Source organism: Photobacterium kasasachensis, assembly GCF_050336885.1.
In the GTDB taxonomy this organism is placed as follows: Bacteria; Pseudomonadota; Gammaproteobacteria; order Enterobacterales; family Vibrionaceae; genus Photobacterium; species Photobacterium kasasachensis.
Genome location: NZ_JAKJSH010000005.1, coordinates 647,507 through 669,739 on the forward strand (window position 1 = coordinate 647,507; position 22,233 = coordinate 669,739).

18 protein-coding genes and 1 pseudogene are annotated in these 22,233 nt (G+C 44.2%); 9 read left to right on the plus strand and 10 right to left on the minus strand.

All coding sequences use genetic code 11. The features are described from left to right. The first annotated feature begins 32 nt into the window (after nucleotides 1–32). Nucleotides 33–719, plus strand: coding sequence for a glutathione S-transferase N-terminal domain-containing protein (locus tag L4D19_RS07275; protein ID WP_428451887.1), 687 nt, complete (start codon nucleotides 33–35; stop codon nucleotides 717–719). An 11-nt stretch (nucleotides 720–730) separates the two neighbouring features. Continuing rightward, the gene (locus L4D19_RS07280) at nucleotides 731–1,921 is read left to right on the plus strand and encodes an MFS transporter (RefSeq protein WP_428451986.1); all 1,191 of its coding nucleotides are present in this window, start codon (nucleotides 731–733) and stop codon (nucleotides 1,919–1,921) included. Between the two features lie 42 nt (nucleotides 1,922–1,963). On the opposite strand, the gene L4D19_RS07285 is transcribed toward L4D19_RS07280, so the two are convergent. From L4D19_RS07285 to L4D19_RS07305, 5 genes are all read right to left on the minus strand, one after another. Next, the gene (locus L4D19_RS07285) at nucleotides 1,964–2,527 is read right to left on the minus strand and encodes an HD domain-containing protein (protein ID WP_428451987.1); all 564 of its coding nucleotides are present in this window, start codon (nucleotides 2,525–2,527) and stop codon (nucleotides 1,964–1,966) included. 8 nt (nucleotides 2,528–2,535) lie between these two features. Beyond that, nucleotides 2,536–4,791, minus strand: coding sequence for a bifunctional diguanylate cyclase/phosphodiesterase (locus tag L4D19_RS07290; protein WP_428451888.1), 2,256 nt, complete (start codon nucleotides 4,789–4,791; stop codon nucleotides 2,536–2,538). A gap of 366 nt (nucleotides 4,792–5,157) precedes the next feature. Beyond that, entirely contained in the window at nucleotides 5,158–6,717 is a 1,560-nt protein-coding gene (locus tag L4D19_RS07295) for a cryptochrome/photolyase family protein (RefSeq protein WP_428451889.1), read from the minus strand. Beyond that, a complete protein-coding gene (locus L4D19_RS07300; protein WP_428451890.1) occupies nucleotides 6,707–8,029 on the minus strand; it encodes a DASH family cryptochrome in 1,323 nt (440 codons plus the stop codon). The genes L4D19_RS07295 and L4D19_RS07300 overlap by 11 nt, the downstream gene beginning before the upstream one ends. Nucleotides 8,030–8,086: 57 nt before the next feature. Continuing rightward, nucleotides 8,087–8,224, minus strand: a complete 138-nt coding sequence (locus tag L4D19_RS07305; RefSeq protein WP_428451891.1) for a DUF2256 domain-containing protein — start codon at nucleotides 8,222–8,224, stop codon at nucleotides 8,087–8,089. A gap of 318 nt (nucleotides 8,225–8,542) precedes the next feature. On the opposite strand from L4D19_RS07305, the gene L4D19_RS07310 reads away from it, so the two are divergent. Beyond that, entirely contained in the window at nucleotides 8,543–9,154 is a 612-nt protein-coding gene (locus L4D19_RS07310; protein ID WP_428451892.1) for a GNAT family N-acetyltransferase, read from the plus strand. 86 nt (nucleotides 9,155–9,240) lie between these two features. Here L4D19_RS07310 and L4D19_RS07315 read toward each other — a convergent pair whose 3' ends face one another. Continuing rightward, nucleotides 9,241–10,005, minus strand: coding sequence for a DUF3313 domain-containing protein (locus L4D19_RS07315; protein ID WP_428451893.1), 765 nt, complete (start codon nucleotides 10,003–10,005; stop codon nucleotides 9,241–9,243). 634 nt (nucleotides 10,006–10,639) lie between these two features. Here L4D19_RS07315 and L4D19_RS07320 point away from each other — a divergent pair. The 6 genes from L4D19_RS07320 to L4D19_RS07345 all read left to right on the plus strand — a co-directional run bounded on the left by L4D19_RS07320 (nucleotide 10,640) and on the right by L4D19_RS07345 (nucleotide 16,260). Beyond that, nucleotides 10,640–11,905, plus strand: a complete 1,266-nt coding sequence (locus L4D19_RS07320; protein WP_428451894.1) for a RidA family protein — start codon at nucleotides 10,640–10,642, stop codon at nucleotides 11,903–11,905. 254 nt (nucleotides 11,906–12,159) lie between these two features. Beyond that, nucleotides 12,160–12,984, plus strand: a complete 825-nt coding sequence (locus L4D19_RS07325) for a DUF4037 domain-containing protein (RefSeq protein WP_428451895.1) — start codon at nucleotides 12,160–12,162, stop codon at nucleotides 12,982–12,984. 390 nt (nucleotides 12,985–13,374) lie between these two features. Next, complete coding sequence (locus tag L4D19_RS07330) at nucleotides 13,375–13,557, plus strand: hypothetical protein (RefSeq protein WP_428451896.1); 183 nt, start codon at nucleotides 13,375–13,377, stop codon at nucleotides 13,555–13,557. A gap of 250 nt (nucleotides 13,558–13,807) precedes the next feature. Beyond that, complete coding sequence (locus L4D19_RS07335; RefSeq protein WP_428451897.1) at nucleotides 13,808–15,100, plus strand: DEAD/DEAH box helicase; 1,293 nt, start codon at nucleotides 13,808–13,810, stop codon at nucleotides 15,098–15,100. 141 nt (nucleotides 15,101–15,241) lie between these two features. After that, a complete protein-coding gene (locus L4D19_RS07340; protein WP_160650618.1) occupies nucleotides 15,242–15,433 on the plus strand; it encodes a YwbE family protein in 192 nt (63 codons plus the stop codon). A gap of 80 nt (nucleotides 15,434–15,513) precedes the next feature. Continuing rightward, nucleotides 15,514–16,260: an RluA family pseudouridine synthase gene (locus tag L4D19_RS07345; protein ID WP_428451898.1), complete on the plus strand. Its 747-nt coding sequence runs from the start codon at nucleotides 15,514–15,516 to the stop codon at nucleotides 16,258–16,260. A 193-nt stretch (nucleotides 16,261–16,453) separates the two neighbouring features. Here the strand turns inward: L4D19_RS07345 and L4D19_RS07350 are convergent. The 4 genes and pseudogenes from L4D19_RS07350 to L4D19_RS07365 all read right to left on the minus strand — a co-directional run. Then, nucleotides 16,454–16,735 (minus strand): annotated as a pseudogene (locus L4D19_RS07350) (MazG nucleotide pyrophosphohydrolase domain-containing protein); the annotation flags it as partial. Between the two features lie 410 nt (nucleotides 16,736–17,145). Further along, entirely contained in the window at nucleotides 17,146–20,025 is a 2,880-nt protein-coding gene (gene gcvP, locus L4D19_RS07355; RefSeq protein WP_428451899.1) for an aminomethyl-transferring glycine dehydrogenase, read from the minus strand. A 131-nt stretch (nucleotides 20,026–20,156) separates the two neighbouring features. Continuing rightward, a complete protein-coding gene (gene gcvH / locus L4D19_RS07360) occupies nucleotides 20,157–20,537 on the minus strand; it encodes a glycine cleavage system protein GcvH (RefSeq protein WP_075767617.1) in 381 nt (126 codons plus the stop codon). 109 nt (nucleotides 20,538–20,646) lie between these two features. Next, nucleotides 20,647–21,942: a serine hydroxymethyltransferase gene (locus tag L4D19_RS07365; protein ID WP_428451900.1), complete on the minus strand. Its 1,296-nt coding sequence runs from the start codon at nucleotides 21,940–21,942 to the stop codon at nucleotides 20,647–20,649. Nucleotides 21,943–22,233 lie beyond the last annotated feature (291 nt).

Consider the following 22,233-nt stretch of genomic DNA (forward strand, 5'->3'; position numbering starts at 1 on the left):
CCGAAGCACTGAACTAAATACAGGAACAAAAGATGAAACTATACGCTTTTGATAGTTGCCCATATTGCACAAGAGTAAGGGCGCTCATTGGGCTGAAAGATATTGACTGTAAGATCGAATATTTTGCGCTAGGGGAATTACCTACAGATATTGTTGATAAACTGGAAAACTTTACTGTGCCTATTTTGGAGTATCCGGTTGAGGATATAAACGAAAAGGCCGTAATGACTGAAAGCTTTAATATCTTTAAAAAGCTTGACCAGTTAACAGAAGCATATTTTAAAGAGTATGAAGTTTCAGGTGAGATTGAACAGCATTTATTAGCTCTTAGGCAGCCGCAGGCATTGCTGTGTTATCCGCGTATGCCGTTCCTGAATTTACCGGAGTTGGCGACAGAGTCGGCTATGGTGGCTTTTACAACCTCTCGAGAAGCCTATTTGGGTAAAACGTTGCAACAAGCGTTAATAGATACTGAAGATCACCTTTCTGAAATCAAAGCGCCGCTTTTGGCATTGGACGCCGAACTAGAAACAGAAGCGCTATTGAATGGCGAACGAAAACTAACGATTAATGACATTGTTGTCTTTGCCGAGCTACGAAATTTAACCATGGTAGAGGACTTACAACTACCTGCCGGGTTGTTGGCGTATCTCAATTATATCTCCGGAGTGACCACGGTCACCTTGTATCCGTCTATTAGTAAGAACTGTCAGGTTTAGTGAGAAGAATGATGGCAATAAGCAAAAAATTCGCATTGGCGATAGTATTCTCTTTGGTCCCGTTGGGGCCGCTGGCGATTGATGTCTATTTGCCATCATTTCCACAAATGGTTGAGGCATTTGGGGCATCTGACAGTGAAATAAGGCAAACCATTGCTATTTATGTGCTGGCTCTGGGAATGAGTCAGCTCATAGCGGGGCCGATATCGGATAAAAGAGGTCGTAAATTCTCAGCGTTGCTCGGGCTGTTTCTGTATGCCGCAGGTAGTTTGTCTGTTGTTGTATCTGAATCATTGCTTCAGTTGTACCTCTCCCGGGCACTACAGGGTGTTGGTGCTTCATTTACCATGATTACTGCAATGGCATGGGTGAGAGACAATTACCAGGGGGTGAATGCAGGGCGACTTTTAAGCTATATAGGCGGTGTAACCAGTGCCATACCGACCATAGCCCCGTTAATTGGTAGTGGGCTGGCGATGTTTTGGGGTTGGACGGGGGGCTTTTATTTGATGGCGATTTTGGCTCTGGCTTTGATTGTTTTGACTCTGCTGGGGCTTGAAACAAAAGGCACCAAATCGGTGACAGTTGATGTCGACAATACGCAGGCGCTGAAATGTAACCTGAAAAATGTACTCTCCAGTAAGGTATTCAGAACATACTCTCTTGCCAATATGTTGAGTTTTGGAGGTGTGCTCACTTACGTGTCAGTTGCCCCTATTGTTTCCATGAAAGACGGGGAAATAGGTCAGGTTGAGTTCTCTGTTTTGTTTGGCGTTATTGGTGGGATGCAAGTCATTGCCAGTTTGGTTGCACCTAAACTGATGGCATTATGGGGGCGACAAAGTACAGTGCTATCTGGGGCTAGCTTGGTAGTCGTTGCTGGAATTGGGCTGTTGTTTACAGCCAATGATGCTATTTATGTCTTTTTTGCTATGGCGGCTTTAGGGAGTGCAGGGTTTAGCTTGCTTTCAGGCTCTGCGATTTCTTTGGCATTGGAACCCTTTCAGAATTGTGCGGGGCTGGCTTCCTCAATTGACGGCTTCTTAAGGATGATAGGTGGCGCGTTGCTGGTGGCAATATCCGGTTACCTGGACTTATCTGGTATTGCCACGTTAGCAGTAGTGTATTTGTTGTCCTTCTTTGCCTTGGCGTTTGTTGTGATGGACAAAAAGTCTGTGCATAGTGCAGCTGCCGTTGAGTAGGATGTGGTTGCCTATTTATTAGCGCTAACTTGCCGTGGCGACTTATTGTGATGCCAGACGCTCTGTATCCTGGTCTATGATGGCTCTAATTTGACTGGTTAGTTCATCATAGTCGGTGTGTTTCTTGCCGTACTGCAGGTTAAATGCATAATTAAAGTCTGCCGGGTTACGCCCTTGAGTATGCTGTAATAGCGTTTCAATTTTATCTAAAGCTTTTGCCAAACGTGCCTCCTCGGTGGAGGCATTGTCATATTCGAGCCACAGATCCAGGATTTCGTTTTGTAAGGTGTCATCCAGCGGGGCTATCAGGCTCTCCAGATCTCGTCGCTCAATAGCGCTTTTATCAAGCCCTGCGTGCTGTTCAAGTGCAGAGATGTCTCCGCCAATAGCTTCAGCAAGATCATGGATAATGCACAGCTTAATGACTTTAAGCATATCCAGATGAGAGTAGTGCTCCTCCAATAACAAGGCCATTAAACATAATCGCCACGTGTGCTCGGCAGTACTTTCCCGGCGTCCGTTGGACGTCCATGCCGTTCTTAGTGTGTTCTTCAGTTGCTCGGCATCACGTAAAAATTGTAGTACACCTTCAATCTTGTTTATCATTTGGATCATTATATTTGCTCGTTACCATTAACCATTGCTGAAATGTCTTCGGGGCGGGCAGGTTTGCTGAAGAGATAACCTTGCGCCATATCACATCCAAGTTGCTTCAATTTGTGCGTTTGTTCCGGCTCTTCGATTCCTTCGGCGACAACTTTACAATCTAAGTTGTGCGCCATTTCTATCATTGAGCCAACTAGCAGCTGTGTCTTCTGGTCGGTAAGCAAATCATCAATGAAATACTTATCAATTTTAATGCAGTCTACAGTGAGGTGTTTGAGAGAGGCGAATGACGAATACCCCGTGCCAAAATCATCGATAGACAACGATACACCTAGTGTTTTCAGTTCCTGAAATACTAATAGGTTTTTCTGGTGTGTTTGAACGACAGTTTCTGTCACTTCTAACTCTAAATCTGATGCCGCTATGCCTGTTTCAGCAATAACTCTTGAAATTAATGGAACAAAGTCAGGATCAAGAAAGTGATTGGGAGAAATATTGATAGCCATGCGTATAGAAGCTAACCCTTGCTTCTTCCATGCGATTAATTGTGTACATGCCGTTATAAGTACTTGTTCAGTTAGCTGCTTTATCATGCCTATTCGTTCAGCGATAGAGATAAATTGAATAGGTGAAACCTGTCCCAACTCAGGATGGTGCCACCGGGACAATGCTTCAACCCCAACGATCTTACCTGAATCTAAATCATGCTGGGTCTGATAGACAAGTGATAAGGTTTGTTGTTCGATGGCTTCTCTCAGGTATTGCTCTACCTTAAAACGATACTCAGCTTCTGTTGCCAGCACTTTGCTATAAAATGCATATTGGCTTTTACCCTGATCTTTTGCTGTGTAAAGAGCTGTGTCTGCCGCTTTCAGCAAGCTTTGAAGATCTGTCCCATCTTCTGGGTAGGATGCGATTCCAATACTACATGTTTGAATGAATTTTCTGCCACAGACGTCGGAGGGCTTAGCTATTATGTCAAGATAGCGAGCAGCAATGCTTGCTGCAGTGTCCTTATTCGTAGCCTCTTTGACAATGATGCAAAATTCATCACCACCGAGTCGGGCTAACAAATGCGCTCCCTGGCCAACAGAGGCTATCCGGCTTGCTACTTCCTGAAGGTGCTTGTCACCAACATCATGTCCTAGGCTATCATTGATATCTTTGAAGTTATCAAGATCAAGATAATACAAACAAAACTGGCTTTTCTCGCTGGAAGATCGTTTTATTAATGATTCAAGGTTGGCATATAAGCAATTTCGACTTGAAAATCCAGTTAGCTCATCGGTATACGCGAGTTCTCGTATTCGCTTCTGGTTATGATCTCGCTCCATAACAATGCCAGTAAGCATGGCTGCAGAAGTTAAAGCCTCTGACTCGTCTTCAGTCGGTCGTGCAGGGTGGTTATAATACATACCAAATGCACCTAATACTTTACCTGTTGAACTTATTATCGGCTCAGACCAACAACAACGCATACCATGCGGAAGGGCAACGTGTTTAATCGCAGACCATTTGGGATCCGTTTCTATATTCTCAACAACAACTCTTTTTCCCGTATAGGTAGAAGTTCCACAAGAGCCAATATTGGGGCCGATCTTAAGGCCATGTACTGCGTCACAATACTCTTGGGGTAGGCTCGGAGCACCACCATGAAGAAGTGTGTCTCCTTCGAGTTCAAGCATTGAACAGCGCATTCCTACAAAGAGTCCTTCGTACATCAATGCTATTTCGGTATAGATGTCGGATGTAGGAAAACCTTTGGCGATCATTTCCAAGATCTTGGTGTGGTTTGTACTGAACAACTCAGCTCTTTTGTGTTTCGATATATCGACATGATACCCCACCAATCGACTAGGCTTAGAATCAAAAGACTTTGATACACTAAATGCGATCGATCGAATATATACGTAATTGCCATTTTTGTGACGTAAACGCATTTCTACTTCAAATGATCCTGATTCGCCCGATATGTAATTTTTTACTTTTTCTAAAATTACGTCTTGCTCATCAGCATGAACTAGCGACTTCCAGGTATCTAAATGGTTGTCTAATTCGTCGTCATCATAGCCCAGCATCGATTTCCAGAGAGGGGAGTAATAGACTTCGTCAGTGTCAAGGTTCCAATCCCACACTGCTTGGTTCGCTCCACGCATCGCAGTGACAAATCGTTCGCTACTTTTATTTAGCTCGTTAGTAAGTAGCTCGTTTGTTTCGTTTACAGAAGCTAATTCAGTCCGTAACTGATTTACTTGTGTTAACAAGTGGGGATTAGATTTCATTTGAATTAGAATTTTATTTATTGATATTGCTATATATTACTGAATCGCGTGTAGAATGAACAGAAAATAAGTCAATATATTGACATCGCGAGTCATAGCTAAACATACGTTAAATCAGGCCCTTATATTTTGGTAATTAATATTTCCTGTACTAAGTGTATGATTCTTATTAGTAATTAATGAGTCTTGATTGTGTGTGGTGGTAGTTATTTTCTAAGCCCAACTTACAATGTTAATCATTATATTTGTTAAGTTGTTATTTGTATTTATATAAAACATTATTACTAACCTAGTTGCTTGCTCTCATGCTTGCATAATAAGTTCGGAACGACCAAAGATGCATCGATATTAAAGGGAAGATAGGTTGTCGAGGCAATATCGAGCCCGGTCAAGCACTTCTTGTCGCTGATCATCGCTGAGCTGGTCCCAGCTGCGGTAAATCATTCTGATACGAGGATTTTTTGTCAGTGTTTTTTCATGAACGTGCATAAAGCGCCAATATAAGCTATTGAACGGACAGGACTGTATGCCTGTTTTTTGCTTGACGTTATAGTGACAACCACTGCAATAATCACCCATTTTATTGATGTAATTACCGCTTGCGGCATAAGGCTTGGTGGCTACGATACCGTTGTCAGCATAAAGGGCCATGCCGCGGGTGTTCGGCATTTCGACCCACTCGATAGCATCGATATAGATGCCCAGATACCAAGCATCCACTTCATCAGGATTAATTTCTGTTAGCAGGCAAAAATTCCCGGTAACCATTAGGCGTTGAATATGGTGGGCGTAAGCATAATCCAGAGACTGGCCTATTGCGGCTTTCATACATGCCATCTGAGTCTTGCCGGTCCAGAAAAAATCTGGCAGTTCGCGATGGCTATCAAGCGCATTGAGATCCCGGTAATACGGCATGTTGCCCCAATAGACCCCGCGGATATACTCACGCCAGCCCAGGATCTGACGAATAAAGCCTTCGACTTGGGCAATGTCTATCTGTAGCTCTGTGTCGTGATACGCATTTATTGCGGCATTGATAACCTGCATAGGATGGAGAAGTTTGCTGTTTAGGCAAAAAGAGAGGCGGGAGTGGTAGAGACTCCATTGATGTTCCGTCTGGTTGGTCATCGCGTCCTGGAATCGGCCAAAATTTGGCAGGCAGTATCGGCAAAAGTACGCCAGTAGCTCTTGGGCCTGCGCTTCATTAACAGGCCAGAGTAATAGAGCATCACAATTGCCTATTGTTGTAATACCATGCTGGCCTAATCGCTTTAAAATCTGAGAGAGCGGGTTTGCAAAAATCAAGGGAGCGGGAATATCAGCCAGTTCGGCAGGTTTAATTTTGTTGCGGTTTTTTTTGTCGAAATTCCACTTACCTCTGCAGGGTTTACCCTCTGCCATTAAAATGTTGTAACGCTTTCGCATGCGGCGATAGAAATGTTCCATCAATATATGCTCGCCTTGCGGGAACAGCTCCATAATTTCATGATAACCGAGTAGAAAGTGCTCAGTATCCCACTCTTTTAGGGAGGTGTTCTCAGGCAGATTCAGACTGTGTAATTGCTCGTAAAGACGGTATTCATCCGGCCGCTGGAACTCAACGTGTTTAATGGCGTACTGTTTGCAGAGTGACGCGATCATGTCAGAGAGTGAGTGATATGAGCACGTGTCATCAAGTGTAAGGTGCAGAATATGGTGTCCATCATTCTTGAGTTTATTGGCGAAATGCTCCATTGCGAGAAAAAATGCACACACTTTTTGGATGTGGTGTTTCACATAGTTTGTTTCTTGCTTCATTTCGGCAATGAGATAAAGGGTCTGTTCATCCTTTTCTCGGTACCAACTGTGCGAGGCATTGAGTTGATCACCAAGTATTAAGCGAAGCGTGTTGTAGTTCTTATTCATCATCACTAAATCCTATCGGCCAGTCTGCTGCGTCCACTGCATCTAAGTTGCCATCGGTCTGATTGCCTCTCCACTTACGAATAAAGCTGAGGTTGGGATCATAGGTCTCGGTTTGTTTTTGCAGGTTAAAGTGGCGGTGTTCTTGGGGATCTGCGCCTACTCCCGCCAGGTATTGCCAGTTTCCCCAATTAGATGCAACGTCATAATCTATTAGGTGCTGTTCGAAGTAAGTCGCACCGTAGCGCCAGTCGATACTTAATTCATTAACCAGGCAACTGGCTACGATTTGACGGCCACGGTTCGACATATAGCCGGTTTGATTTAATTGGTTCATACAGGCATTGACGATCGGAAAGGGAGTATTGCCGTTACACCAGCGGCGGAATCGTTCAAAATAAAAACTGGTTGTTGGTGCGTGGGGCTTTATTCCCTTGAACGAGAACAGCTTCGCCTTGTGACAATGGGCGTACCATTGGAAGTATTCGCGCCAGAGTAGCTCGAATTTAATCCATTCGGTAGAAGCGTTCTGTTTAATTTCGCTTTGATACCGACTTAACGTCTCAAGTAATGTGCGTACCGACAAGCAGCCAAGTGCCAGCCAGGGAGAAAATTTCGTGGATTTATTCCAACCCTCCAGTGCATTACGGGTTAATTTATACTGGCTGGGATGGGTAGTAGAAAAATAGGCCTGTAGGTGCTGAAGAGCTGCCGTTTCACCGCCTGTAAATTCATTGGTTAATGCTGTCGATGGAAATGGTATTGAAGCGGGCTGAACCAGGTTGGCTGGTAGGGGAGGCAACCAGTCAACTTTAGGGATAGAAGGCTGTACAGGTTTATCGTCAACTTGTTTTCGAAACTTTGAAAAGGTTGGAGGAAGGTCATTAACGTCAAAAGGAAGTTCTGATTGTTCAAAGATCGTATGAGTGGCTTTTGTCGTAAACGAGAGATACGGGTACTGTTGTTTAAGTTGCTGCCAGATTTGATTCTCATAGTAGCCACAATGCTGACTACGATAAAGTGCTGTGACATTGTAACGTGTAATGATTTCAGGAAATGTGCTTAGGGGGTTATCGGGTATTACGAGCAGATATTGATGATAACGGCTAAGTTGATTGTTAAGGCTGCTTTGTGATTGCAGCAGAAATTGCTGACGGTGCCGACCCAGTTCTTTAAAGGTGTAAGGTTGATGTGTCTGTTTTCTTGTAGGCATGCAATAGACACAGAGCAGTGCGTCCACTTCTTGGGCTGCTAGCTGCAGTGCCGGGTTATCATGAAGACGCAGATCGTTTTGGAATAAGAAGAGCCCGGTTATCATTACTATGCCTCTTGTCTGTATCAGTTCTCTTAGCTGTTTCTTTTACGTTGCTTTGTTTTACCGTTGCCTTCGATAACGTTCTGAGCAGTACTTGACGTTATCCCAGCATGCTTGCCATTTCCTTCGCCAGGAAAACGGCCTCATACATGTGGCACATACCTTGGCAGGTAAGTGTTGTTTCTTATCGAGCGCCACGGCAACTTCCTCATCATGTGCTTAGTACTGCTTATTGATATTTTCCTTCTGATAACTATTACGTAAGGCAGTTTGGCCTCGATCAAACCTGTTTACCCTTCAACTTTTTATGATAAACACGCTTCTTATTTCATCTTTAAATATGAATCAATTCAATATGTTGATTTATTGAACAGATTAATCCTCATTGACATGATTTAATATCAACAAGCTTTCTTCACTTAATTCTGCACTGACGCTAAGACAAGTCATTCAAGTCTGTCTTATTAAAGCTGTTGGTACATGGTCGTAACCTTACTGGGTATAGGGAGTGCAAGTATGGAACGTATATATGAACTTAATCAGACGATATATGATAAACAAGCCGATGCTTTTATCGGTGATCCATTGTTTTCCTTATTTACAACCGATATTAAGGCCCGAAAAAAAGCAATTATCTCAATTTGCCAGCTTGCCTTATACAATAGCAAAGGCGAGACGTTTATATACACAGCTGATGATAGCTATAATGCGCTTGCGATTTGGGAACGTGTCGGTGTTAAAAAGTTAAGGAATCCATTTAAGGTTCTTTATTGTCATTACAAGATGATCACATGTGGTTGTATTAAAGAGATCAGCACTTACGGCAAACGCTTATCTGAAATACAAAAGCGAATTGACCTTAATAAACGTAGGTCAGACTACTATCTAAACCTGTTATATGTTGCTCCTGAGTGTCAGGGAAAAGGTCTGGCATCAGAGTTGATGAAGCCAATGCTCTCGTATATGGATGAAAACCAGTTAGTGTGCTCAACAGATACTAACAATGAGAAAAATGTGGGCATGTATGAGCACTATGGCTTTACTGTTGTTGAGAAAGTGCAACGAATTGAGGGTATTACAACTTACATCTTGAGGCGAGAACCTTTAGAATGCACATCGGAAAATTGATAAGTAACTGAAATATAGTCGATATCGGGGAAGCGAGGAAAGCGATTCGCCCGATATCGATATAATGTTGCTAATACTCAGAAGCGCTATTTGATAGTCGCTTTTAGAAGGTTTACTGCAGAACGAGCCCACCCATCCAGTACCGGTCGAACATCTTCGAGTTCCACTTGATCATCTTTGTTTTCTACTGGTTCGCCAAAGCCTTTTCTTACCGCAGCAGCCAGCCTTTCTCCGGATAAGCTGTCTGTCAGTTCAGCCTCTAAGAATACTTCGACCATTTGCGATCGAGACCCGGTAGCCGTTGAAACGCCAGCCAACGCAAGCGCTATGGGAACATACTCATAGGCTGCCAAATCTTCCGGGCTGGTTTCCACGCCAGTTATCGCGGCTCGAAGCCGAACGACATCTTTTCCCGGTTCAGTGACAACTTCATATGCTTGCTCAACTTGTTGTTTGGCTTCTTTATTTAAATAAGCCAGCATACTCTTGAGAACTTCAGCCCGAAGCTGAGGACCAGGTTGAGGGGCAGGGTAGATAATAACGGGATCAAGCATAACCTTAGTGTATTTTCGTTGTGATAAGACAGGACTAACCCATTTAAGAACAACAGCGTTATCACCATCAACACTGGAACCCTTTGTTAGTTGGGAGTAATCACTGAGAAAGCCAGAAAACTCTTCTTCTTTAGTCGTTTTAGAGGTGCAACCTATAAGTGTAATACCCAATGCTAAAATGGCAAACAAGGCCGTTTTTATATTAATAGAGCGATATGTATTATCGACAGTTATCATCATCTCTCTCCACTTGGTTTGCATTAATAAAAGGATGGTTGATGAATCTGGATTGTCCAATTAAATGCTGATCTAGTAGCTCAATAAAAAAGGCAAGTCATTCAGCGTATATTGTTATGATTAAAATCAATCTGATAACGTATGTTTAACAAGGTGGGGCTGAAGAATATTAGACTTGATTAAACAGAACTAAAGTTTGCATGAAAATAATCAAGCTGGTGCATCTGGTTGCACAAAACTAAGGGCTGCACCTTTCTCATTCGTTAACATTTCTCACTAATAATGTAGCTAATAGAGTCGATTTAGGGAATTTATGCATTTTTAACGACATAAAAGATGTTCTAAAAAAGCATATGCTTGAAATTGAGTGAACTTATTGTGATCAACTTATCAGAATTGGATGAAAATATGAAAAAGTCGCATTTAATTTGCTGGGAACATATTCACGGCTGACGAATTATTCGCATAAAAACGGTCATTTTACCCAGATTTTTAATAAAAGGGCGGATATTTATTCGTAAAGTGACTATTTATCCTGTTCAGTCTCATGTGCTAGTAAAATGATATTTTGATATGTATCACAATTAACCAAGATAATTTCACTTAACATGGCTTCGCTTTCATCATTCAATTAAATAAAAATCTATAAAGATAATTTCTTAACTCTGTACTACATATAAGGATAAATATCGACATGAGTGGCGGTATCATTAAAGTTTCTAGAAACACTGCAAATGCACCTCAAAGCACACTATCTTCACAAACAGTTGCTTTTTCTCATTACAATAACTTTTCTGCACAATTACCTGTAGATCCTAAAACAGGTGAGATTGTTGTTGGTGATGTAAAAGAACAAGCAAAACAGTGCTTAACTAATATTAAAGCAATCGTTGAAAGTATCGATCACGTTATGGACGATGTTGTTAAAATCAACGTTTTCCTAAAAGATATTGCAGATATGGAAGCAGTAAATGAAGTTTACGCTACATTCTTCGATAACCTAATTCCAACTCGTACTGTTGTTCAAGTTGCTGCGCTACCAATGAGCGATGCACTTGTTCAAATGGATGCCCTAATCTCTAACGGTGAAGGTACTGCTCCTCAAGAGCCTTGCCCGCTAGTAAAACTATCTCGCAACACTGAGAATGCACCTCAAAATGCACTTGCAACACAAACAGTGGCTTTCTCTCACTACAACAATATCTCCGCTCAGCTTCCAGTTGACCCTAAAACTGGCGAATTTGTTGAAGGTGGCGTGAAAGAGCAAACAGCTCAGTGTTTGAGAAACATGAAAGCGATTCTTGAAAGCATCGATGTACCTTTCGATGACATCGTTAAAATCAACCTGTACGTAACTGATCTGGCTAACGTTGATGCAGTGAACGAAGTTTATTCAACGTTCTTCCCTGATTCATCTATTGCACGTACAGTCGCTTACGTTCCTGCGCGTTCTATCATCGCTGCAGATGCACTACCTATGGGCGCACTAGTTCAAATCGATGCTTCTGTATCACACGGTGACGGCACACCACCGCAAGAAGTCGAAGACCGTCATAACATCGTAATTCGTGCGAACAACACAGATGTAGCACCACGTAGCCCGCTACACACGCAAACTGTAGCTTTCTCTCACTACAACCACATTGCCGCTCAGCTTCCAGTTGACGTAGCAACAAATGCACTTGTTGCTGGTGGTGCGAAAGAGCAGGCAGAACAATGCCTGAAGAACATCAAAGCGATCGTAGAAAGTGTTGACCACGTTATGGACGACATCGTTAAAATCAACATCCACCTTAAAGATGTTGCTGATATCGATGCAATTAACGAAGTGTATACAACCTTCTTCCAGGGCGAGCTACCTGCTCGCACAGTAGTGGGTGTTTCACAAATCGAGATGGACGCACTAGTGCAAATTGACGCGGTTGTATCTAACGGCGAAGGTACGCTTCCACAAGCTTAATAGCTAATAGATTGCAGTTTGGTTGTTAAATATAACTACCAGCTGTATTCATCAAATAAAACAGGGCAGGTTTTTATTATTTGGTAGTTAGATTAACTGCTAAATGATAAAAACCTGCCCTTTATTTTTCATGCAGTAACTCAACTCACACTCCGCAAGCATAAATTAAGCCCAATCTTCTTCTTTGTGATTAGGCACTCGTTTGGGGTGATTATTTTGTTCCAAGCTTGAAGTCAAGATGAGAGGAGAAAGAAATGAGAGAAGTGAAAGATAATGTATTGCTAGCATTGTTACATGAATTTGCCGGGTTGAAACAAGTTGATGCTATAGCAATAGCCGGTTCTCATGGTACGCAAATGAGCGATTCACTTTCTGACTATGATATTTATGTCTACGTTAATGAAACTATCCCGGTTGAAGTAAGGCAAAAGATAACCTCACATCATTGTTGTGAAATGGAGATAAACAACCAATATTGGGAAACCGAGGATGATGGCCGACTAAACTCTGGAACTGAGGTCGAGCTCATTTATCGAAGCATAGATTGGTTGGACAAGGAACTTGAGCGTGTGTTGTTCAAGCATCAGCCAAACGTGGGATATAGCACGTGCTTTTGGACTAACTTGCTGAGCTCGAAAGTTTTCTTTGATCGACATGATGAGTTAACGAGGCTTCAAGATAAATATACCGTAGACTACAGCCGAGAGTTAGCCGCTGCAGTGATCGCTAAAAACTTGCCTCTGCTTTGTGATGCGGCTCCTGCTTATCCACAACAGATAATCAAGGCGATAAAGCGGCAAGATTATCTCAGCGTTCAGCATCGACTAACCGAATATCTGGTGAGCTATTTTGATATTTTGTTTGCCGTAAATCTTATACCTCATCCAGGTGAAAAGCGTTTGGTTGAGGTGGCGGTGAAGCAGTGTTCAAGCTTACCTGCTGATTTTGAGCAAACAATGGAGAACCTCCTGTTTCTTGCCGGGACTAGAAGTAATGAATTGCCTCTGGCATTGAATATTGCCACTGAGAACTTGAAAGCCGTCGTTGATGAATCTGGCATCAATTACCATGTTTGTTGATTTCATACTTTTTTTGCTAACTAACTGCTTTTGCTGAAGTAACGCTTATCGACTCTCGTTAAACAGGGGAGGGTAAGCGAATTACAGCATTTAAGATGAATAAAGAAAACTTGGTTATGTTGCAGAATAAGTGTAAGACTCAATGTCGTTGCCAGAATGAGCACTGTGCTGAAATAGCAACACTATCACCTTAGCCACATACGCCTCTTGCCTCAAGATACCAATAAGTTTGGCTACAATAGAAATGTCGCTTTTGCAGAAAGCGCTTGAAAGTGTTTACGGCGTAAGCTCAATCGAGGTCAGGGTCGAAAGCGAGTAGGGGACGGACAGTGAATCCGGTAACGCTCCAAAAGCCCGTACTTCGATGCAAGACATAAGGGAGATAAAGAGATGACTGACAAATCTCAGTATACAGGTGATAACGTACATCATACTCCTATTATTGGAGATCCGGCTAATGAAGATATCGTAAGGGCGATAGGTGATGAGGGTTATAGAAAAGAGCTCTGCGATCAATATGGCCTAGAAAAAATCGACCAACTAATCAATCATATGATTAGAACTTTGGATTAGTTTGAGCACTCTTAAACCTAAACGGCTTATAGTGATCTGTGAGGTAATCCACTCGTTGATGGTGAAAAATGGCGGAGATTATAGGTCATAAATAACCAAGCAAACATAATAGGGGCGAAGCAATCGCCCCTTTCTTGTATCTGAAAGTTACTTCATCCATTGAACGATTAGACTTATCATTGTGCTACTTCATAGGGCTTAAATACGCTAAGATGCACGCCATTATCTTTGCTAGAGCCTTTATTCCCCAATGACTACTGCCACAACGCCAGCCAGCTTCACTGAACTTGCTTTAATTCAACCTTTGTTAGCACGATTAACAGAGCTTGAATATCAACAACCTACACCGATTCAAGCGAAAGTTATCCCGAGTGTGTTAGCGGGGCGTGACTTAATTGCAGGTGCAAATACAGGTTCGGGTAAAACAGCGGCTTTTGCACTGCCATTGTTGCAGGATATTTTTACTCAAAAAAATGCCGAGCACTCGAGGGACAGCAAAGGTAACTATGTTACTGGGCTGATTTTGGTGCCAACGCGTGAACTAGCTAAACAGGTTGCTGACAGCGTTAAGTCCTATGCTGTGCATTTTAACGGTGCAATTAAAACGGTGGCTGTTTTCGGTGGAGTATCTGCAAATACCCAAATGCTTGCGCTCCGTGGCGGCACCGATATTTTGGTTGCAACGCCAGGTCGATTACTCGACTTAATTTCAAGTAATGCGATCAAGCTAGATAAGGTAAAGACCTTAGTGCTTGATGAAGCCGATCGGATGTTAAGCCTTGGCTTTACGGATGAGCTATCTGAATTGTTGGGTCAATTGCCGAAACAAAAGCAGACGCTGTTGTTCTCTGCGACGTTCCCTGAGCAAGTACAGACGCTAACTAAAGAACTGCTTAACGACCCGGTTGAAATCCAGCTGCAAAGTGATGATGCCAGCACCGTCGTACAGCGTGTTTTTAACGTCAATAAAGGCGAAAAGACTGCGGTACTAGCGCATTTGATCAAACAGCATCAATGGCGACAAGCGCTTGTTTTCGTTAATGCGAAGAACAGTTGTGAGCACTTAGCCGACAAACTTTATAAACGCGGCATTGAAGCCGAAGTGTTTCATGGTGATAAAGGGCAGGGCTACCGTACCCGTATACTGGAAGCCTTTAAGTCGGGTGAGATTGATGTATTGATTGCAACGGATATCGCAGCCCGTGGTTTGGATATTGAAAAGTTGCCAGTGGTGATTAACTTCGATCTGCCAAGAAGCCCATCAGACTACATGCACCGCATTGGCCGAAGTGGCCGTGCCGGTGAAGTTGGCCTAGCGCTATCTCTGATTGATTATGAAGATTTTCATCATTTTAAAGTGATCGAGAAGAAGAACAAAATTCGTCTTGAACATGAACAGGTAGAAGGGTACGAACTCGATGAAACCATTACCCAAGAGATGCTAGAGGCCAGTAAGCCAATGGCAAAACCAGAAGGTACGGGTAAGAAAAAGCGTAAGAAGAAAGGGCTTGGTCAATCTGATGTTTGGTTGAGAAATTCATAACCAAGCAATTAACCGATCAACCAAGCGATAAACATCGTGTCAGTTGATAGTTGCTGACACGATAATATACTCAAGTATCTTGAACTTACTTGAGTTGAGAAGCGTTTAATCAAAGACACACTGAACAATAAGGTAGAGAAAATGAGTGGAACCAATCGAGCCAATATTCACCCTGGATTAGAAGTGAAAATTGTCCTTAAAAAAGATCAACGAAGCGGAACACTGACCTCTGGCATTGTAAAAGACCTTTTAACGAAGTCACCAAATCATCCTCACGGAATAAAAGTCCGCTTAGAAAATGGTGATGTTGGTCGTGTGAAAGTGATCTGTTAGTCATTTTTCTTAAATGGCAATCACTTCGGGCAAAACCTTGTTGCGAATTTTAAGAGACTGAGAAATATCGGATAACTTAAATGTCTAAATCTGACTCTTCTAATAGTGAAATAATTGATAATTTTGTGGCCCCTAAGTGTCAGGCTAGGGTAGAGATCCTTTATCAAGATGATGATATTTTATTGATTAGTAAGCCGAGTGGTTTGTTAAGTTTATCGGGTAAAAACTTTCTTAATTGGGATTCAGTGCATTATCGTTTAGTTAATGGTCAAGGCGCCACCCAGACTGAAAAAGCAACGCCTGCTTTTGAGGATGCCAAATTACCACATCGGCTAGATTTAGGGACTTCTGGTGTTATGGTGGTGGGTTTAAACAATTCTGCATCTAAGAGTCTGAATAAACAGTTTCAAGCACGGAGAGTGCAAAAGCGTTACCTCGCTATGTTAGCAGGGTGGGTTGAAGCTGACAGTGGCCAAATATCTGCCCCTATTGCTAAAGATAAGGCTTTGTTCCCCCGAGTAAAGATTTGCCACGATACAGGGAAAAGTGCCACTAGCGACTATCAGGTAATTAGTCGTTTGGATAACCCCCCTAGAACTTTAGTGCAATACACACCCGTTACAGGCCGCACCCATCAGTTGCGGATCCATAGCCTTGAATTTGGACACCCTATTTTAGGTTGTGATCTGTATAACAACCCAGAGCAAAGCAATAGCCTTGAAGCGAATAACATATCACAGCGCTTAATGCTCCATGCCAGCGATATTTACTTCACTCACCCAGTCACAGGCGAGCCTATCCATGGTCATAGCCCTAATCCATTTTAAGTAATAAGATACTTGTTTCGAACTTGTGCGCTCAAATTTCAACATATTTACTCCTAGCAACATAACGCTAGGTTAATTAGTGAGCAATGCAGCTAAATAGCCTAAACTTTGTGCCGAAAGCACTAAACCCAGCATGGAACTCAGAATGCCGACCGTTGGGAATCTGCCTTAAACGCGTTGTATAAGCATTCTCACGGTTGTACTTGACCTTGTTTAAGGTTTCTTTGAGGTCATGAGTTTTCTCTAAATTCACACCGTAAATATTCGCCAGAGCACAAACATAGTACAGTACGTCATACAATTCTTCAGCGATGGATCCTTTGAGTTCTTCTAAAGATGGTTGACCACTTGTACCCTGGCGAATTGATTCTGATAATTCGCCAACCTCCTCAATCAACTTGAGAAAGTAATGCTCTGGTAGTTCAGGGGCATGGTCAAATTCTTTAATATGACTTTGCAGTTCAGATAACTTCATAATTTCCTATTTTGTGCCTTTTCCGTCTTAGCGTATAACGCTTTCTATACGGCTCAGCGCCGCATTTTATGCACATATAATGCAGTCTTTTATTGAGAACTTTAATTTATAATCAATAGGTTAGTGACCATGGTAAGATGTTAGGTTGCACAGTGAAGCATAATTTCGAGATGTGTTGAAATCGGATATATTTTGGTAAGGCAAACGCACATTAACAGAACGTGTATGAGCTTTTACACAAGCGAATGAAGGGGCAGAAGTGACTTAGAGAACGCGTCAGATTAGATTCAGCTCGACTCTGCTTTTGGTTATCTTCAAGTAATTAGTGAAGAGAAAGAAAAATGGACAAACCGAAGTTTGTCCATTTTTTACTAGGTTTGTCCAAATTTTATATAGACGACTACAAACCCTTAGTCTTCAATGTAGTTCTCAATACCCGGGCAAGAACATACTAGGTTACGGTCACCAAATACGTTATCAACCCGGTTAACCGTCGGCCAGTACTTGGCGTCCTTGGTCTGGTTTGACGGGAAGCAACCTAGCTCGCGGCTGTAGCTGCGGTTCCACTCGGTTTCCATCAAGTCTGCCTGAGTGTGTGGTGCGTGGACTAGCGGGTTGTCTGCCAGATCCCACTCGCCATCTTGAACTCGGGCAATCTCGTGGCGGATTGCGATCATCGCATCACAGAAGCGATCCAGTTCAGCCAGGTCTTCTGACTCTGTTGGCTCGATCATCAGTGTACCGGCAACAGGGAATGACATGGTTGGCGCGTGGAAGCCGTAATCCATCAGACGCTTCGCGACGTCTTCCTCAGAGATGCCAGAGGCTTCTTTGATTGGACGGATGTCGATAATACATTCGTGAGCAATTCGGCCGTGCGTACCGCGGTACAGAACAGGGTAGTGCGGACGTAGACGCTCCATCACGTAGTTTGCGCCAAGGATAGCCAGTTTCGTGGCTTCAGTCAGGCCTTCTTCGCCCATCATCGCAATGTAAGCGTATGAGATTGGCAGGATTGAAGCAGAACCTAGTTCAGCAGCTGATACAGCGTACTGAGGCTTGTCGCTTTCAGAGCTTTCTGTGTGACCCGGCAGGAACGGAGCCAGGTGCGATTTAACGCCGATAGGACCCATGCCCGGACCACCACCACCGTGTGGAATACAGAAGGTTTTGTGCAGGTTAAGGTGCGAAACGTCAGAGCCGATGAAGCCTGGGCTGGTTAGGCCAACCTGTGCGTTCATGTTGGCACCGTCAAGGTAAACCTGACCGCCAGCTTCGTGTACCAGTTCACACACTTCTTGAACGGCTTCTTCGTATACACCGTGGGTTGAAGGGTAGGTGATCATGATGCATGACAGGTTGTCACGGTGCTTTTCGATCTTCGCTTTCAGATCTTCAACGTCGATGTTACCCAGGTCGTCACAGCCAACAACCACAACTTTCATCGATACCATGGCGGCAGAAGCCGGGTTAGTACCGTGTGCAGAGCTTGGGATCAAACATACGTTACGGTGCGAATCACCGTTAGACTCGTGGTAACGCTGGATTGCGATTAGGCCAGCGTACTCACCCTGGGCACCTGAGTTAGGCTGTAGCGAGAATGCATCGTAGCCTGTTACCGAGCACAGCATTTCAGAGAATTTCTCAGCCAGCTCTGCATAGCCCTTCGCCTGATCAGCAGGAGCAAATGGGTGCAGGGCACCGAATTCAGGCCAGGTGACAGGGATCATTTCAGCTGCAGCATTCAGCTTCATGGTACAGCTGCCTAGCGGGATCATGCCGTGAGTCAGTGAGTAGTCTTTGTTTTCCAGCTTCTTCATGTAACGCATCATCTGCGTTTCACTGTGATGCTCACTGAATACTGGGTGCGTCAGGTACTTGCTGGTACGACGGCAGCTTTCTGGAATTGCTGCAAATTCGTCTGAAGCGATATCAGCCGTGAACATGGATGCTTTCAGGTCATTACCGCTGAATAGAGCCAATAGCTCTTCGATATCTTCAACCTTGGTGGTTTCGTCAATGCTGATACCAAGCTGAGTGTCATACTTACGAAGGTTCATACCTGCATCAAGTGCTTTTTTGTAGAACTCGTTCGTTTTCTTGCCAGTGTTTAGCGTAATGGTGTCGAAGAAGGTGTCATGTGCCAGTTCGATGCTAGAGTTGCGCAGGCCTGCAGCAAGAATTGCTGTTAGGTGGTGGACACGGCGGCCGATTTTACGCAGGCCTTCCGGACCGTGGTAAAGGGCATAGAATGCAGCCATGTTTGCCAGAAGCGCCTGAGCGGTACAGATGTTAGATGTCGCTTTTTCACGACGGATATGCTGCTCACGCGTCTGCATTGCCATACGCAGGGCTTGGTTATCTTTGGAGTCTTTCGATACGCCGATAACGCGGCCTGGCATTGTACGCTTGTGCTTGTCTTTGGTTGCCATGAAGCCCGCGTGCGGACCACCGAAGCCCATTGGTACGCCGAAGCGCTGGGCGCTACCGATAACTACGTCGGCACCCATTTCGCCAGGTGATTTCAGAAGCGTTAGTGCAAGCAGATCAGAGGCAACGGCAACCAGTGTTTTCTTGGCGTGTGCTTTTTCGATAGTTTCAGTCAGGTCGACCACGTTACCGCTGGTGCCAGGGTACTGAACCAAGGCGCCGAATACGTCGTGGTTGTCCAGCTCGTCGATAGAGCCAGTGATGATTTCAATGCCGATATAACCGGCACGAGTACGAACGACGTCTACAGTTTGCGGGTGTAGGTCGTTCGATACAAAGAATGCTTTGCTCTTGTTTTTACCAGCACGCTGACACAGAGTCATGGCTTCGGCTGCTGCTGTTGCTTCATCAAGCAACGAGGCGTTGGCCAGCTCCATACCAGTTAGATCCATGATCATCTGCTGGTAGTTTAGCAGCGACTCGAGGCGACCCTGAGAGATTTCTGGCTGGTAAGGGGTATAGGCTGTATACCAACCTGGATTTTCCAGGACGTTACGCAGAATAACGTTTGGCGTTAAGGTGTTGTAGTAACCCTGACCGATAAAACTGCGGTTGATGATATTCTTGCCTGCCATGGCTTTTAGGTTGGCAAGCATATCTGCTTCGCTTTGAGGCTGGTCTAACTTCATTGGTTCTGGCAGGCGAATTGCCGCCGGGACGGTTTCTTCAATCAGCTGATCAACGCTTGCAACGCCGATAGTTTCCAGCATGATTTTTTGTTGTGCTGAATCCGGGCCATTATGACGACCTGCGAATTCCTTATCGTCACTTAATGCATTTAGAAGAGTCATGTCGGTCATGGTTCTTTCCTGAACAGTTACTGCCTATTACACCTGAGCATGATGCAATAGTGGGAAGTCATCGAGAGTAGGTTGAAAACGGCTTTTAAGCGGAAAATTGTTTTTCTCGTTACCTAAAAGCCGGTATTCAATTAGTCTTCGTCGATAGACGCTAGGTATTTCTCACCGTCGATAAGCTTGCTTAGCTCTTCAACATCGGCCACTTTGATCTTAGCAATCCAGCCGCCTTCGTACGGTTCTTCGTTGATCAGCTCTGGGCTGTCTTCCAGCTCTTCGTTGATTTCAACAATTTCACCGGTTACAGGCGCGTAGATGTCAGAGGCTGCTTTAACAGATTCAACAAGAGAGAAAGACTCGCCTGCTTCTGTTGAGTCACCAACTTCTGGAAGATCAACGAATACAACGTCACCTAGTAGGCCCTGAGCGTGGTTAGAGATACCCATAGTGATAGTGCCGTCACCGTTGTCGCGTACCCACTCATGGCTTTCAGCGAACTTCAATGTATTTTCCATTTTTACTCCTTGCGCAATGCTTCCGCAGATTTTGTTTATTTTTACAGGCCCGTATAAAAAGGCTCCGGGCCACAGATTTCGGTTTGTCTTAATCAATAATCGTAGAGGATTACTGATATAGCGGGAAACGGCTGCACAGTTTCTGTACCTGCTGTTTCACACGTTGCTCAACTTCACTGTTGTCTTCCTGGTTGGCAACCAGACCGTCAAGTACATCGCCGATCCACTCACCGATTTGTTTGAACTCTTCAGAGCCAAAGCCGCGGCTTGTGCCCGCTGGCGTACCAAGACGAATGCCTGATGTAACCATAGGCTTTTCTGGGTCGAATGGGATGCCATTCTTATTACAGGTGATACCTGCACGTTCCAGTGCCTCTTCAACCTGATTACCTTTCAGTCCCTTAGGACGAAGGTCAACCAGCATAAGGTGCGTATCTGTACCATCAGTAACAATATCGCAACCGCGAGCTTGCAGGACTTCTGCTAATACTTTCGCGTTGTTGATCACATTTTTAATGTACAGTTTGAATTCAGGCTCCAGGGCTTCACCCAGAGCAACCGCTTTACCGGCAATAACATGCATCAGCGGACCGCCCTGAAGGCCTGGGAACACCGCTGAGTTGATTTTCTTGTTAATGTCTTCGTGGTTAGTCAGGATCATACCGCCACGTGGACCACGCAGTGTCTTGTGCGTTGTAGTGGTTACAACGTGTGCGTGTGGGATTGGGTTAGGGTGCTCACCAGCGGCGATTAGGCCGGCAATGTGTGCCATATCAACCATCAAGTATGCGCCAACTTCGTCGGCAATTGCGCGGAACTTGGCAAAGTCGATTTGACGAGGAATGGCTGAACCGCCGGCAATAATCATCTTAGGCTGGCTTTCGATAGCAAGCTCACGCACTTGGTCGTAGTCGATTTCGCAGTTTCCTTCGCTGACGCCGTATTGAACCGCATTGAACCACTTGCCGGAAAGGGCAGGGCGAGCACCGTGAGTTAAGTGGCCACCTGCATCCAGAGACATGCCCAGGATGGTGTCACCCGGCTGAAGTAGTGCAAGCATGACTGCACCGTTGGCCTGGGCGCCAGAGTGTGGCTGAACGTTCACGTACTCGCACTGGAAAAGTTGTTTGGCACGAGCAATGGCGATTTTCTCTACTTCGTCGACATGTTCACAGCCACCGTAGTAACGGCGTCCTGCGTAGCCTTCAGCGTATTTGTTGGTTAAACAGCTACCTTGTGCTTGCATAACCGCTTTAGAAACGATGTTCTCAGAGGCAATCAGCTCGATTTGCTGGTTCTGGCGGGTTAGTTCTGCCTCGATGCCTGCGTTGACTGCTCCGTCCACCTGAGCAAGGTTGGTGGAGAAGAACATTTCTAAATCGTGGTTTTGGTATGAAGCTTTCATTTCACGTTATCCTCAAGTGCGCCCTAGTGGGTGTTCCATTTCCAGAGTCGTTGGCTGTTTTGTTGTTATGGATAATATCTGCAGCTTATTGCTCTAATCAGACGAAAAAATGATTCCGAATGTCTAACTGACCCTAACAACTGCGTAACATACCTTTCTATAGATAGCCGATCAAACGAAAATTTCCAATAGTGGAACATCGTCCACTTTAGTGTCGTGCATTTTAAGCAAACGTTTGCGTCTTGTCATGTGAATTTCTACCAAAAGGCCAATTTCTTAGTCATTATTAAG